The organism is Bacillus sp. PK3-037 (assembly GCF_054161355.1).
Genome location: NZ_CP096408.1, coordinates 3,844,832 through 3,860,521 on the forward strand (window position 1 = coordinate 3,844,832; position 15,690 = coordinate 3,860,521).

Annotated in this window: 12 protein-coding genes; 4 read left to right on the forward strand and 8 right to left on the reverse strand. The window is 48.2% G+C overall.

The window, feature by feature from the left end:
- Window positions 1–232: 232 nt before the first annotated feature.
- The 8 genes from garD to M1D69_RS19780 all read right to left on the reverse strand — a co-directional run bounded on the left by garD (window position 233) and on the right by M1D69_RS19780 (window position 10,310).
- A complete protein-coding gene (gene garD / locus M1D69_RS19745) occupies window positions 233–1,765 on the reverse strand; it encodes a galactarate dehydratase (protein ID WP_458105103.1) in 1,533 nt (510 codons plus the stop codon).
- Between the two features lie 91 nt (window positions 1,766–1,856).
- Window positions 1,857–2,558 carry a FadR/GntR family transcriptional regulator gene (locus M1D69_RS19750; protein ID WP_458105102.1) on the reverse strand — a complete coding sequence of 234 codons (702 nt, stop codon included), beginning with the start codon at window positions 2,556–2,558 and terminating at the stop codon, window positions 1,857–1,859.
- 69 nt (window positions 2,559–2,627) lie between these two features.
- Window positions 2,628–3,995 (reverse strand): glucarate dehydratase, encoded by a 1,368-nt coding sequence (gene gudD / locus M1D69_RS19755; RefSeq protein WP_458105101.1) that lies wholly within the window; start codon window positions 3,993–3,995, stop codon window positions 2,628–2,630.
- 36 nt (window positions 3,996–4,031) lie between these two features.
- Window positions 4,032–5,399 (reverse strand): glucarate transporter GudP, encoded by a 1,368-nt coding sequence (gene gudP, locus M1D69_RS19760; RefSeq protein ID WP_458105100.1) that lies wholly within the window; start codon window positions 5,397–5,399, stop codon window positions 4,032–4,034.
- A gap of 86 nt (window positions 5,400–5,485) precedes the next feature.
- Complete coding sequence (gene gucD / locus M1D69_RS19765; protein WP_458105099.1) at window positions 5,486–6,952, reverse strand: alpha-ketoglutaric semialdehyde dehydrogenase GucD; 1,467 nt, start codon at window positions 6,950–6,952, stop codon at window positions 5,486–5,488.
- Window positions 6,953–6,984: 32 nt separating this feature from the next.
- A complete protein-coding gene (gene kdgD / locus M1D69_RS19770; RefSeq protein WP_458105098.1) occupies window positions 6,985–7,911 on the reverse strand; it encodes a 5-dehydro-4-deoxyglucarate dehydratase in 927 nt (308 codons plus the stop codon).
- Between the two features lie 212 nt (window positions 7,912–8,123).
- Complete coding sequence (locus M1D69_RS19775; RefSeq protein WP_458105097.1) at window positions 8,124–9,068, reverse strand: DNA-binding domain-containing protein; 945 nt, start codon at window positions 9,066–9,068, stop codon at window positions 8,124–8,126.
- 9 nt (window positions 9,069–9,077) lie between these two features.
- On the reverse strand, window positions 9,078–10,310 hold the full coding sequence (locus M1D69_RS19780; RefSeq protein ID WP_458106099.1) for an ATP-binding protein: 1,233 nt from the start codon (window positions 10,308–10,310) through the stop codon (window positions 9,078–9,080).
- Window positions 10,311–10,611: 301 nt separating this feature from the next.
- On the opposite strand from M1D69_RS19780, the gene M1D69_RS19785 reads away from it, so the two are divergent.
- The 4 genes from M1D69_RS19785 (at window position 10,612) to mmuP (ending at window position 15,663) form a co-directional block, all read left to right on the forward strand.
- Window positions 10,612–11,595: a glutaminase gene (locus M1D69_RS19785; protein WP_458105096.1), complete on the forward strand. Its 984-nt coding sequence runs from the start codon at window positions 10,612–10,614 to the stop codon at window positions 11,593–11,595.
- Between the two features lie 21 nt (window positions 11,596–11,616).
- Window positions 11,617–13,053 (forward strand): alanine/glycine:cation symporter family protein, encoded by a 1,437-nt coding sequence (locus M1D69_RS19790; RefSeq protein WP_044162103.1) that lies wholly within the window; start codon window positions 11,617–11,619, stop codon window positions 13,051–13,053.
- A gap of 127 nt (window positions 13,054–13,180) precedes the next feature.
- A complete protein-coding gene (mmuM, locus tag M1D69_RS19795) occupies window positions 13,181–14,128 on the forward strand; it encodes a homocysteine S-methyltransferase (RefSeq protein ID WP_458105095.1) in 948 nt (315 codons plus the stop codon).
- Between the two features lie 122 nt (window positions 14,129–14,250).
- A complete protein-coding gene (gene mmuP, locus M1D69_RS19800; protein ID WP_458105094.1) occupies window positions 14,251–15,663 on the forward strand; it encodes an S-methylmethionine permease in 1,413 nt (470 codons plus the stop codon).
- Window positions 15,664–15,690: the final 27 nt, after the last annotated feature.

Below are 15,690 nucleotides of genomic sequence, written 5' to 3' on the forward strand. Positions count from 1 at the left end.
TGTTTTTAAGGAACAAAAAAAGAGGGCAGCATCGCCACCCTCTTTTCATTACAATATAAGGGTGCATACATAGGCAGATTCATCCCGATTCCCCGCATCCAGGCGAGTGTCGGTCACTATTGAATTCGTGTCAATCGGAATCTAATGAATGCCATGTCGGAACCCCTCCGTTCATTGTAGTTGATCTCCATCTTACATCATATTCCAGTTTGAATCTACTATAAAAAATGAATCAAGTCACAGGCGCGGGGTTAAACAAACACAAATCATTATGAAGGCCCCAATGGTCTGCCCATGTTTGTTTCCTGCCGCTCGCTACATCTAAGACCATCCGAAAAATCTCCCAGCCGACTTCTTCGATACTGGCCTCTCCGGTAGCAATTCGCCCGGCATTGATATCGATTAAATCCGCCCAATGCTCTGTTAATGAATGGCGTGTAGATACTTTCAGCACCGGCGCAGCAGCCAATCCATACGGTGTTCCTCTGCCTGTCGTAAAGACCTGCAGATTCATGCCTGCCGCCAGCTGAAGGGTTCCGCACACAAAGTCGCTTGCCGGCGTCGCTGCAAACAGCAAACCCTTTTTCTCCGCCTTCTCCCCAGGCCCGAGCACACCGGAAATGGGGCTTGTGCCTGACTTTGCTACCGATCCTAACGCTTTTTCCACCACATTGGATAAACCGCCTTTTTTATTGCCAGGTGACGGATTGGCACTTCTGTCTGCTTCCTCCCGTCTCAGATAGCTGTCATACCACTTCATCTCATCGATCAGCGAACGTCCGACCTCTTCGCTGACAGCCCGGGGCGTTAATAAGTGAATCGCATCCCGCACCTCAGTCACTTCAGAAAACAAGACCGTTGCGCCTGCCCGAACCAATAAATCAGCCGCATATCCCACTGCCGGATTCGCCGTCACGCCGGAAAAGGCATCACTGCCGCCGCATTGAAGGCCGATGACCAGATCAGAAACAGGGCAGGTTACACGGACTCTGCTATTGAGTCTGATTAACCGCTCCTCCGCCATTTCCATCATCGATTGAATCATATTCGCAAAGCCTTGATGATCTTGAAGTGAAATGATGTGATCTTTTTTCTCAGGTGCAATCCGTGCCGGGAGGAGCTTTTCACATCCTAATCCGACCACCATCACTTCTCCGCCGAAGTTCGGATGCTTTGCCAGATTTTGAATCGTGCGGATGGGAATCACGGCGTCTGGGGCATTGATGGCCACGCCGCATCCATATTGATGATGAAGCGGCACGACATCATCGACATTTGGATATTTCGGAAGAAGCTCTTCTTTTATCCGTTTTACCGCATAATCCAGCACGCCGACGACACATTGAACACTTGTGGTGATACCGAGAATATTTTTTGTTCCCGCACTGCCGTCAGCATTTCGATATCCTTCAAACGTATAGCCTTCAAGGGGCGGCAGCGGTTCGGGCACTTTGTTTGCGATAGGGAGGTCATGGAGTTCCGGAGGGGCGGGCATTCTCACCAAAGCTTCCCGCACCCAGCTTCCGCGTTTGATCGGCTGATCTGCAAATCCGATCACTTCTCCATAACGCAGGATGGCATCCCCCTGATTCAAATCGGTTAGGGCCACTTTATGGCCTTGAGGAACATCTTCTTCAAGCATCAGCCCGCATGGAAAAACAATGCCCTTTTTCAGTCCGCCGTCATTTACAATAATCGCCGTGTTATCTTTTACATTCACTTTAATGTAAAGAGGCGCTTGATTCTGTCTGAGGTTCATCACCATAGGAATATCACTCCTCAATATTGTAAACGCTTTCCGATTTGGTTTAAAAAAAGCCGCAAATCCCGATTTCAAACTGCGGCTGTCATAACAATTATTTTTCATCTATTCCATTCAAAATTTTGTCACGGACGAATTTCAAATGCTCATACATGTGGTAATGAGCCTGGTAAGGGTCTCTTTTGGCAAGAGCGTCATAGATTTTTTTGTGGTATTCGACCGTTACATCCCTTTCCCTGTACGGAATCTGGCTGTCGATTTTCGCATGCGTGATCAGCAGAGATTGAATCATTCCTTCAACAACGGGATTATTAGCGCTTAATGCAATAACTCGGTGAAATTCTTTATCTGCTTCTCCATAATTGTTGTCAGTGCTGCTGGCGATGTCGTCGATTGTTTTCTGTAAACGCTTAAGCTCATCTTCATTTATCTTTTCCGCGGCAATCGTCACCAGCCCGAGTTCTAACGCCATCCGCGCTTCAATAATGGCCGGAAGATTATCAGTCGCCAAAGCAAGCATGACGGAAAAAGGCTGCATCCCGATTTTGTCGTTGAAATACGTGCCGCCGCGGGTTTTTCTCGTGATAACGCCCAGCGTCTCTAGTGAGCTAAGCGCTTCGCGAAGCACCGGTCTGCTGACATGTAAGATATCCATTAGCTCCATTTCCGTCGGCAATTTGTCTCCGGCCTTTAATTGTCCGCTTGACAGTAAATGGACAATCCGTTCAATGACCTGCTTGGCTAATGTTTTCCGATTGACTGTATCCACCTTCAGATCTTCTAAACCTTCGTACACGAACAACTCTCCCTTCAGTTGTTCAATTGTAAGACAAAAAATTCGTTATGACAATATTTAGAATAAAACTTATCGCACCAGACATGGGCGCTTGCGGTCAAATTCCCAATTGCTGATCAGAAACTGCATAGGGATTGCATCATTCCGTGCGCCTACATTCATTTTTCGATAGAGATCATGCGCTTTTTCCACTTGTTCCATATCAATTTCGATGCCAAGCCCAGGCCTATCAGGCACCTTCACACAGCCATCAGCAATTTCTAAAGGCTGTTTGGTTAAACGCTGTCCGTCCTGCCAGATCCAATGGGTATCAATCGCCGTGATGCGTCCCGGAGCTGCGGCCGCCACATGGGTAAACATGGCAAGAGAGATGTCAAAATGATTATTGGAGTGCGAGCCCCACGTCAGCCCCCAATCATGGCACATCTGTGCAACCCGCACCGAACCCTGCATCGTCCAGAAATGGGGATCAGCCAGTGGAATATCGACCGCATGAAGCTGAATCGCGTGCCCCATTTCCCGCCAGTCAGTCGCAATCATATTTGTCGCTGTCGGCAGGCCTGTCGCGCGGCGGAACTCAGCCATCACTTCACGTGCGGAATAACCGTTTTCCGCCCCGCACGGATCTTCGGCATAAGCAAGTACATCATGCTTTCCTCTGCATAATGTAACAGCTTCTTCTAGCGGCCAAGCCCCGTTCGGATCAAGGGTAATTCTCGCCTCAGGAAAACGTTTTGATAACGCGGTGACGGCTTCCATTTCTTCCTCGCCCCGCAATACGCCGCCTTTCAGCTTGAAATCTTGGAAGCCGTAGCGCTCTTGTGCCGCTTCTGCCAGACGTACAACGGCCTTAGGAGTCAGCGCTTCCTCATGGCGGAGGCGGAACCAGTCGCAATCTGACTGCTGATTGCTTTGATACGGCAATGTCGTCCGCTTTCGGTCGCCAATGTAAAATAGATAACCGAGCATCTTGACTACATCCCGCTGCTGTCCTTCTCCAAGCAAAGCCGCAACCGGTTCATTGAGAAATTTGCCGAGCACATCCAACAAAGCGGCTTCCAAGGCTGTGACCACATGCACCGCAGTGCGCAAATCAAATGTCTGGATTCCGCGGCCCCCTCTGTCCTGGTCCCCAAACTGCTTTCTGACTGTTTGCAAAATCGACTGGTACGCGCCGATCGATTTTCCGACAACAAGCGGCTCTGCAAGCTCCAGTGTGCGGCGGATCGCTTCCCCGCCCGGCACCTCGCCGACACCCTGATTCCCGCTGCTGTCCGTTAAGACGACAAGATTCCGGGTAAAAAACGGGCTGTGGGCGCCGCTTAAATTCAGCAGCATACTGTCATGCCCCGCGACTGGAATGACTCTCATTTCAGTAATTGATGGAATATTCGAACTTTTTTCTTTTTGAACCTGTTCCTGTATTGGTAAACTCATCTGTCATCCTCCTTTGATAAAGCGCTTTCATCATTATTAGACAGGCAGTGATTGTTCGGGGTCTTGCTCTTGTTTCTTTAATACGACCCGTTTGATCGGCCCGACCAGCAGCAAATAGCTGAGGACTGCTGCAATCGCATTAGCGCCGACAAAAACGAGCGCGCCATTAAAAGATCCTGTGGCATTCACGATGTAGCCGATCATAATCGGAGTCGTAATCGAGGCGATGTTTCCGAATGTGTTGAACAAACCGCCGCTTAATCCCGCACACTCTTTTGGCGACGTATCCGACACGACAGCCCAGCCCAAGGCGCCAAAGCCTTTTCCAAAGAACGCGAGCGACATAATTACAACGACGAGCCATGCTGAATCTGTATAGTTGCAAATAATCATGCTGCAAGACAGCAGCATACCGACAATGATCGGTCCTTTTCTCGCAAAGGTGAGGGAACGGCCTTTTTTCAGTAAAAAATCAGACACGATGCCTCCAAGCACGCCGCCCGCAAATCCGCACAGCGCCGGGAGGGAAGCCACAAACCCCGCTTCAAGAATGGACATTCCGCGGGCCTGAACCAAATATACCGGAAACCATGTGAGAAAGAAATAGGTGAGAGTCGTAATGCAATATTGCGCGATGTACACGCCAATCAGCATGCGGTTGGTTAATAACTGTTTGATATACGGCCATTTTGATTCTTTTTCCTGCTTGCTTTGACTGTCATCCATTGAAATCAGCCCGCCGCCTTCTTCAATGTACGCAAGCTCGGCTTTGTTGACCTTCGGATGTTTTTTCGGTTCATATACCGTTTTTAACCAGATAAAAGCCAGTAGGATTCCCGCGGCCCCCATCACCACGAAGACGGAATGCCAGCCAAAAGAGTGGGTGAGCCAGCCCATTAAAGGAGAAAAAATGACGATTGCGAAGTATTGAGCTGAGTTAAAAAAGGCTGAAGCAGTACCGCGTTCGGAGCTCGGGAACCAGGAAGCAACCACTCTGCCGTTTCCGGGAAATGAAGGCGCCTCAGAAAGCCCGACTAAAAAGCGCAGCGCAAACAGCAGGATAATCGCTGTGCCAGCGGTAAAAAATCCAATCGCCCCTTGTAGCAGCGTAAAAAATGACCAGAAAAAGATGCTTAACGCAATAACCGTTTTTGAGCCAAACCGATCCAGCAGCCAGCCTCCGGGAAGCTGTCCGATGACATAAGCCCAGCCGAATGCAGAAAACACATACCCCATGGCAACCGAATCCAGTCCAAGGTCATGCTGGACGGAATCACCCGTAATCGAAAGCGTCGCACGATCTGCGTAGTTAATAGACGTCACAAGAAACAGCATAAATACGATGAACCAGCGTACAGATGTTTTTTTGCCCGCCGGCGAAACATTCGCATGGTCTTTTTTCATAATATCTTCTCCTTTGTCAAAGTAGAGAATCATATGCTGGCTGGTGATAAGGCTTGGAAAGAGACAAGCGCCTCTTTCCAGCACCTTTACTGCTTCACAAATACGGTTTTGATCGCCGTGAAGAAGTCCTTCGCGGCCTCACCCTGTTCGCGGGAGTGGGAGCTTGATTGCTTCATGCCGCCAAATGGCGCCTGAAGCTCAACCCCTGCGCTTTCCGCGTTGATCCTGACAAGCCCGGCTTCAATCTCATCAACGAATGAAAGCATACGGCCGATGTTTTGCGTAAAAATAGATGCACTTAATCCGAACTTCACATCATTGGCGATGTCTAAAGCCTCCTCCATCGTGTCCACCTTTAACAGAGCGATGACCGGTCCGAAAATTTCCTCCTGGGCAATCGTCATGTCAGATGTCACGTTGTCAAAAATGGCAGGCTGCACATAATATCCGTTTTGATACTTTCCATCCTCCAGCTTTTCTCCTCCGATCAAAAGAGAAGCGCCTTCCTGCTTGCCTTTTTCAATATACGATAGACAGTTATCAAGCTGATTTTTGCTTGCGATCGGTCCCATCCAAACGTTTTCGTTCAAGCTGTCTCCGATCGTGATCTCCTTTGTGCGCTGCAGCAGTTTTTCTTTAAAGCGGCCGTAAATTCCGCTTTGGACAATGACACGGCTTGTTGCGGTGCACTTCTGGCCCGTTGAACGGAAAGCGCCTGTCACCACGGCTTCCGCTGCCGCTTCAAGATCAGCATCGTCCGCTACGATCACCGGGTTTTTCCCGCCCATTTCAAGCTGATATTTGGCGCCTCTCGCTAAAGCGGCCTGCCCGATGATTTTCCCGACCTGATTCGAACCCGTGAACGTAACGGCATTGACCCCGTCATGTTCGGCAATGCCTTGGCCGACAACTGACCCTTGGCCAGTCACCAAATTGATGACTCCCGCCGGAAATCCCGCTTCTTCAAAACAAGCAATGATCTTCGCACATGTAACGGCAGTTTCTGTTGCGGGTTTGATGACAACAGTATTGCCGTACACCAGTGCCGGCGCCATTTTCCAAATCGGGATCGCTACCGGGAAGTTCCACGGCGAAATCACGCCGACGACACCGAGCGGGACACGGGTGGTAAACATCAGTGCGTCTTTGTCAGTAGACGGGATAACATCGCCTGTTTTACGCATGCCCTCGCCGGCGTAATAGCGAAGAATCGCAATGCCGCGAGCGGTTTCTCCTTTTGCTTCCGGCAGGGTTTTTCCCATTTCACGCGTCGCACATGCGGCGATGTCCTCTAAGCGCCGTTCCATGATATCAGCTGTTTTGTACAGCAATTGGCCCCGTTCTGCACCCGTCAGCTTTCTCCATCCCGTTTTTGCCTCATGAGCGGCGGCGACGGCTCGGTCCACATCATCAGCCGTTGAACTCTGCACATAGCCGACGATGTCATTCACATCGGCGGGATTTTCCGATTTGATCATATCGCCTGATTGAGCTTTGACCCACTCTCCATTAATAAAATTGAGATATGTGTTTTTTTCCGTGATTACAGACATGCCCATTGCCCCTTTCATGCTTTTTATGTTTGTCAAACCGTCGCGGCCTTCTTCGGGAAACGATCCGCCGCTTGCTTCAAAATGGCTTCCAATTGCTGATAGTGTTCTTTTTCAACCGGTCCGACAGGCGGTCTGGCTGTATTTCTCACATTCATCCCCATAATCTCCATGCCGGCTTTGATCAAGGATACCGCGTACCCTTTCCGCTGCTTCCGGATATCGTTGATCGGCAGAATGACATGCTGATAGAGTTCCTTCACCGCATCGTTGTTTCCGTTTTTCAAAGCTTCATAGAACCTCCGGGAAATATGCGGAATATAATTCGAAATGGCTGAAGAATAAGAGTGAAAACCGATTGGCAGGTAGGACGGCATCGTCACTTCAGCCATCGGCATTCCATTAAGCCATCCCAAGCGGTCACCGATTGTATAAGCGAGGTTGATATTCAAATCCATGTTCCCCACCCCGTCTTTAACACCAACAAGCTGTTCAAGCTCCGTCAGCCGCTTGATCTGTTCAAGAGAAAATACGGCGTTGGCGCGCTGATACAGAATGGCATTCAAGTCCGTGCTTTCAATAATCATTTTGGCGTACTGATACAGCCCCTCCTGTTCGCCATGCACCAAATACGGAGGAAGGATCAAATAGCCGTCAGCGCCTTTTTTCTCCGATATACGCGCCCAATCAAGCGCGGTGCTGAGGTTGCCGCCCACTCCCGTATAGACCGGGACCTTTCCTCCCGCTGCCGAAACCGCGACTTCGACCATGTTTTCGTATTCTTTCTGGCTAAGGGACTGAAATTCCCCTGACCCGCAGGCGATAAAAATCGCTTCCAAGCCTTCTTCCAGCAAAAACTCAATATTTTGAAACAGAGCTTCTTCCTCCAGCTTTCCTTGTGTATCAAAAGGCGCAACCGGAAAACCTAAAATCCCTTCAGGTGCTTTTCTTATACCGCTCATGTACAAAACCTCCTGTCATTTGTGTAAACAGCTCAATTGAAAGCGCTTTAAAATCATGTGGTTGCATATTCTCTCCTTTCAACATATCTTATTGTTTAATTGTAAGACAAATAAACAATAAGTCAATAACTTTATTTTCAGACTTTTCATAAAAACGCTGAAAGCCCCCGTTTTCTGCATAAAAAAACAGCCGATGCTAGCCGGCTGTTTTTTCACATACTTCTTTCTTTCATCGTTTCGTTCAAAAGCTTTGCTTCCAAAAAAAATACGTGGATAAATTTTTTCATATTCACTCTGGCAGGTGCGAGGGGTTTTGCCTCTTTGGATTGAATTTCTTTCATTTTTTGGCTGACGACCGGAAAATCAAAGAATTTTGATGCGTAGGTTTCGAATTTAGGATTCGAAAAATCAGTTGTGCCCAGTGAGGCAAAATGGTCAAGCGAATGAATAATGGCTCTGCGGATTCGCTGTTCCGAGGCTTTCATTTCGCGGTTGATTTCCGTTTGTGATGCCGCAGCTCCAAGCTTTCGTTCCGCTACTTGTGTGAAGATTTGTTTTAAAGAAGGGATATTTTTTTCGTAAGGCTCCGATTGTTCATGCTCAGTTAAATACTGAAGGACCGCCATCATATCATGAGCGCCGCCTTCCCCCATCATGCCGAGCTCGGATAGCAAGAACGTTCCCGCTTCTTTTAAGCTGTTGTCATTTTTATACTGAGACCGTGCTTTTCGTTCGGTACGGCTGACCAGCCGGCTTAAAGAGTTTTGGATATCTCCGATCGAGTTTTCAAGCTCGATCCGTTCCTTCACCTTTTGCAGAACAGTTACAATTTCAATACGGTTAATCGGTTTATGAATAAAATATTCAATGCCGAGAGAATACGCTTCTCCGACCATTTCTTTAGCTTCCACTTGTGAGATCATTACGATTTTCCCGGAATAAGAGCCCTTGATCCGGCGTATGGTCTCAATTCCGTCCCGCCCGGGCATTAATAAATCGATTAACAAAATATCAATCTGCTTAAATTGCAATATATGCCCCTCCACTTGGCTTCCGTCTTCCGCTTCACCCGCAGCCTCTCCAAGGTCCTCATCCTCTATGATCTGCCTTAAAATCGACCGCACCGCGCGGTCATCATCAGCAATAAAAAAACGCATATTATCCGTTCATCCTTTCTGAATCAAATGTCTGGCAGGCAGCCTGATGGTAAAGACCACTCCTTGCTGCTGGTTGTGAAACTTGATGTCTCCCTCAAGCTCTGTCACGATTTCCTTGACGTAGGAAAGCCCAATTCCGGTTGAGGGTGTGCCAAACTCGTCATACGTTGAGGTAAAGCCCGGATCAAACACAATATCTCCGATTTTCTCCGAAATGCCGGGACCATTGTCTTCCACCTGAAATTCTATCGTACTCTCATCTGGCTTACGGAGCCTCAGGCTGACCGTTCCCTCATCCCCCATCGCCTCCACCGCGTTTGCCGTCAAATTATTAATGATAGAAAGAACAATAAATACATGATAATCGTCATGCTCGCCCTCTATTGAACAATGAAAATTGATCTGTTTGCCCAATGATTCAGCGTACTTTTCATTCATTCGAATGACAAGCCGGAAAAGGTCCGAGGCATTCATATAATCTTTAAAACTCTCATTGGAAATCAGTTTCGAAAGCCCGGCATATATCCTCTGGTTGTCCTTTTTCACTTCATGAATTTCTCCTGCCAGCCTTAGAATCCTGCCTCCGAGCTGATCGTCCTTGCCCTTCACTTCCCGGTAGAGCTGATAGGATTCGTTTGTCACGTGCTCTGTCGTTTTCAGCGTCTTTTTTAAATGCACTGTTTCTTCATATAAATTCGACACAATCATCAGCATGTGCTCATTTTGCCGCCTTGTCTGCTTTTCTCTGGACTGCGTTTCATACAGCTTCAGCACGTTAAAAAAACTGATGACAATAAATGTATGAGAAATTGCAACGACCGCGATATCCGTTATTTTCTCAGGCGTCACCACTGTATGAAAAAGAAGAAACTGAACGGCCAGCTCGACGCTATCGGAAGCAATTTCAATCATAAATCCATAAAAACCGAGCATTACCGGCCGATCACGATAGCGGTTCGCCCGCAACACATAAAACAGACATGCAAACGTCATGTAAAAGAAAAAACCGGACGCTTGATCATACAGGATTGGAATCAGCCCTGCGTGTCTTCCGTCCCATAATTCCAATAAAACACGAAATACGAAAACCGATGTTCCAGTCAAAAACCCCGGCAATACAGCGGACACATGCCGCAGCAGCACTAAGAAAAAGAAAAAAGCCGGCGCGCCGAAGCTGATTCGGAACTCTTCATTGAGGGGATAAAATTTCAGTTCGCCTGCAAGCGGCACAGTAACGATCATGAGCGCCATTATATATGCGTCTTTCTCAAAAAAACGTTCCAGTTTGATTATGATCACATCCTCATTTTTATTTTGAGGAAAGGACAAAAAACCTGCAAATTTCTTTCGACCCAGTAAGTAAGCTTTTTATAAAACCAACGGCTTATTTTCAAAAAATTTTTGTCGTATTTTGTATGATTCTGTAGTCTCCATTATACAGTTATGATACCTTTCCGCATTCATGAAAGCGTTTAACGCCTCGCCTGTCTTCGATTTTACTCCGCCTCAGTCCCTAATAGCAAAAACAGATAGGAGGAATTTGATGAAAGAACTGATAAAAGAACGCCCTGAAGAGAAGAATCTGGCGTCACAGCTGTATGAATGGGTAGAACATTACCGCCCCTTTGCCGCCAATGGACAAAGCGCAAATTATATCCCCGCGTTAGGAAAAGTCAATGACTCACAGCTCGGCATTTGTATATTGGAGCCTAATGGAGCAATGATACATGCCGGCGATTGGAACGTCCCTTTTACCCTGCAAAGCATTTCAAAAGTCATCAGCTTTATCGCTGCGTGCATGAGCCGCGGCATTCCTTATGTGCTTGACCGCGTCGATGTCGAGCCGACAGGTGACGCCTTTAATTCAATTATCCGTCTTGAAATGCACAAGCCCGGAAAACCGTTTAACCCTATGATTAACGCGGGCGCCATTACAATCGCCTCGCTTCTTCCGGGAGAGACAGCCCGCGATAGGCTGGAGTATCTGTACTCTGTCATTGAAACATTAATAGGGAAACGGCCCAGAATACATGAGGAAGTTTTCCGGTCTGAATGGGAAACCGCCCACCGCAACAGAGCACTGGCTTACTACTTAAAAGAGACAAACTTTTTAGAAGCCGATGTGGAAGAAACGCTGGAGGTTTACCTGAAGCAATGTGCCATGGAAAGCACGACAGAAGACATTGCATTGATCGGCCTGATTCTTGCTCATGACGGTTATCACCCGATTCACCGCCAGCAGGTGATTCCAAAGGATGTGGCAAAGCTCGCCAAGGCTTTAATGCTGACATGCGGCATGTATAACGCCTCCGGAAAATATGCGGCGTTTGTCGGGGTACCGGCCAAAAGCGGTGTCTCCGGCGGCATCATGGCGCTGGTTCCTCCAAGCGCCAGAAGAGAGCAGCCTTTCCAAAACGGATGCGGCATCGGCATTTACGGGCCTGCCATTGATGAATACGGCAACAGCCTGACTGGCGGCATGCTGCTGAAGCACATCGCACAGGAGTGGGAACTCAGCATTTTTTAAAATAAAAAACGAGGTGATTGTATGCAGCAATTCCTGGAACATATTGTCGGTTTCGCTAATGATTTTTTGTGGTCAAAGCTATTAATTGTATTGCTTCTTTCTTTGGGAATCTATTTTACGTTCAGGCTTAAATTTTTACAGGTTCGCATGCTGAAGGAAATGGTCAGGGTGTTAAAGGAAGGCGCTGCATCCCGGTCGAAAAACAGCATCTCTCCGTTTCAAGCGTTTTGTATCAGCATGGCAGCCCGTGTCGGCACCGGAAACATTACGGGTATTGCCATTGCGATTGCGCTGGGCGGGCCCGGTGCGATTTTCTGGATGTGGATTATTGCCATTATCGGGTCAGCGTCAAGCTTTGTCGAAAGTACACTGGCTCAGATTTATAAGGTGAAAGATGCAAACGGCTTCCGCGGCGGTCCTGCTTATTATATGGAAAAAGGGCTGAACAAAAGATGGATGGGCGCCTTGTTCGCCGTTTTAATCACCCTGTCGTTCGGTATCGTCTTTAACTCGGTTCAATCAAATACGGTCAGTCTCGCGTTTGAAAACGCGTTCGGCACAAACCGCTTGACACTTGGACTCATTTTAATTGCTGTGTTTGGAACGATTATCTTTGGCGGAGTCAAACGCATCGCAAAACTGGCTGAATATATTGTTGTTGTTTTGGCTGTCCTGTATATCGGAGTCGCTTTTTTCGTGATTCTCACAAACATCACCCAGCTGCCTGCCGTTTTTGCGCTTATTGTCAAAAATGCGTTTGGATTTGACCAGGCGGCCGGCGGCGCTTTGGGAGCGGCTTTAATGCAGGGTGTCAGACGGGGGATTTTTTCAAACGAAGCGGGAATGGGAAGCGCACCGAATGCCGCTGCCACCGCGACGACAAGCCACCCTGTAAAACAAGGGCTGATCCAGGCATTTGGTGTGCTTACTGATACGCTGGTCATTTGTACAAGCACGGCCTTTATCATCCTGTTTTCAGACGCCTATCATACACCGGGACTGAGCGGAATCGCATTAACTCAAGCCTCTCTCAGCTCCCATATCGGACCATGGGCGTCAGGCTTTCTCGCCATCCTGATCCTCTTATTCGGATTCTGTGCCTTGATCGGCAACTATTATTACGGCGAAACCAATATCGGCTTTTTGAACAAAAGCAAAAAACTGATCTTCGTTTACCGCATCGGCGTGCTTGCAATGATCGTGTTTGGCTGTGTAGCCAAGGTGCAGCTTGTATGGGATTTGGCCGATTTGTTTATGGGCTTGATGGTCGTCGTCAACTTAATCGCTATTTTCTTATTGTCGAAGGTGGTTTTTGCGGCTCTCAAGGACTATACCCGGCAGAAAAAAGCGGGCAAAGATCCCGTTTTTTATAAAAATGTCATAAAAGATCATGAGCGGATTGAATGCTGGGAGCTTTCAGAAACGCCTGCTGATCCTCATAACAAACAAATATCATAACGCAGAAGGTGTTCAGATCAATGGAATCTGAACACCTTTTACCTTTCGGTTGATTGACAAACATCAAGACGTCCTTTACCATTTTCATATCTTTTTAAAAAATCAGAAAGAAGGAACGGAACAGCCTATGAATCCAATTCAGCATCTATTAGATACATACCCGCTTATCGTGTTAGACGGCGCGATGGCAACCGAGCTTGAACGCAAAGGCTGCGACTTGAATGACAGTCTCTGGTCGGCAAAAATTCTGATGGAGCAGCCAGACCTGATTAAACAAGTTCATACTGATTATTTTGCGGCAGGCGCCGACTGTGCGATCACCGCCAGCTATCAGTCTACGTTTGAAGGCTTTGCCGCACGCGGGCTCAGCGAAGCGGAAGCTCGCCGGCTTATCCAGGTGTCCGTCAGTATCGCGGCCGAAGCCCGTGATGAATTTTGGGCACAGAAAGGTAACCGCTTGAATCGGCCAAAACCGATCGTTGCGGCCTCTGTCGGCCCGTATGGCGCCTATCTTGCGGATGGCTCCGAGTATCGCGGAAACTACGGAATCTCTGAGGATGAGCTGGCTGAATTTCACCGCCCCCGTATGAAAGCCCTGATTGACGCCGGTGCGGATGTTTTGGCATGTGAAACGATTCCATGTCTTACTGAGGCAAAAGCAATTGTCCGTCTGCTGAAGGAATTTCCTGAAACATACGCGTGGTTCAGCTTCAGCGCGAAAGACGGTCTGCGTATCAGTGACGGAACCCCTGCCGCTGAATGCGCGTCATGGCTTGATCAGCACAGCCAAGCGGCGGCGGTCGGGATCAACTGCACTCCGCTTCAGCATATCCCTTCATTGATTGCTGAGCTAAAGAAGAACACTTCTAAACCGATTATCGTCTATCCGAATTCAGGCGAACAATACGATCCGGACACCAAAACGTGGAGCGGCGCAGCATGCGGAGAGCCTTACGGACAAAGCGCCCGCATCTGGTATGAAAACGGAGCAAAGCTGATTGGCGGCTGCTGCCGGACAAAACCGGAGGATATTAAGGAAATCGCCGGCTGGGCCCGGACTTTAAAAACCACTTGACTTATCGGAATAGTTTGTATATTCTAACTTAAAAGCCGGCTTGCCGGAATCTCGTGTCACCCGCTGACATGAGATTTTTTATTAGGAAACCATAAAATCGCCGTATAGAAAGTTGGAAAAAGATGAAATCCGCTCACAACAAGAATGAGACAAACTTTCAGAGAAGTATGAAAAGCAGACACCTCTTTATGCTTTCATTAGGAGGCGTCATCGGAACCGGTCTGTTCTTAAGCTCAGGCTATACCATTCAGCAAGCAGGCCCTGCCGGAACCATCCTTGCGTACTTAGTCGGCGCGGGAATTGTCTATTTGGTCATGCTGTGCCTTGGCGAATTGTCTGTAGCCATGCCAGTGACAGGCTCGTTTCATACCTATGCAGCAACATACATAGGGCCGGGCACAGGTTTTACGGTCGCCTGGCTGTACTGGCTCACATGGGCCGTTGCATTGGGATCTGAGTTCACAGCGGCAGGCCTGCTAATGCAGCGCTGGTTCCCCGATACGTCTGTTTGGATGTGGAGCGCCGTTTTTGCTTTGTTGATTTTCTTGCTCAACGCGTTTTCAGTCAAGTTTTTCGCTGAATCAGAGTTTTGGTTTTCCAGCATTAAAGTATTAGCCATCGTATTATTTATTCTTTTAGGCGGCGCCGCGATGTTCGGCATCATCCCGATCAAAGACGGGGGCGCCGCTCCGATGCTGTCAAACTTCACAGCGGAAGGCGGGCTCTTTCCGAATGGATTTGTCCCCATTTTCATGACCATGCTGTCTGTCAACTTTGCCTTCTCGGGAACTGAGCTGATCGGAATTGCCGCGGGAGAAAGCGTTGATCCCGACAAGACCATACCAAAAGCGATTAAAACAACGGTCTGGCGCCTCTCACTCTTTTTTATCGGAACCATTTTTGTACTCTCAGGGCTGATTCCGATTCAAGAAGCGGGCGTTATCAAAAGCCCATTCGTTGCAGTCTTTGACAGAGTCGGTGTACCGTACGCAGCTGACATCATGAACTTTGTCATTCTGACAGCCATCCTGTCAGCCGCTAATTCCGGACTTTACGCTTCGTCCCGTATGCTTTGGTCACTGTCAAAAGAACAGACGCTTCACCCAACATTTGCAAAGCTGACATCAAAGGGAATCCCGCTAAACGCGCTGGTTTTCAGCATGATTGGCGGCATCCTGTCATTACTGTCCAGCGTATTTGCGCCAGATACGGTGTACGTTATACTCGTGTCGATTTCCGGCTTTGCCGTCGTTGCCGTTTGGATGGGCATCGCCGCTTCTCAATTCATGTTCAGAAAACGTTATCTGGAAGCGGGAAACAAGGTCACAGATTTGAAATACCGAACGCCTTGGTACCCATTTGTGCCGATTGCCGCATTTCTTTTATGCCTGGCATCCGTGATTGGCATTGCCTTTGATCCAAATCAAAGAATCGCGTTATATTGCGGTGTGCCGTTTATGGCCATCTGCTATGCGGTGTATTACACGAAAAACCGCAAAAGGCGTCCGGCCGCTGATATGACCCATTCAAAATAAAAGAACCTGCCCCAAGGCAGGTTCTTT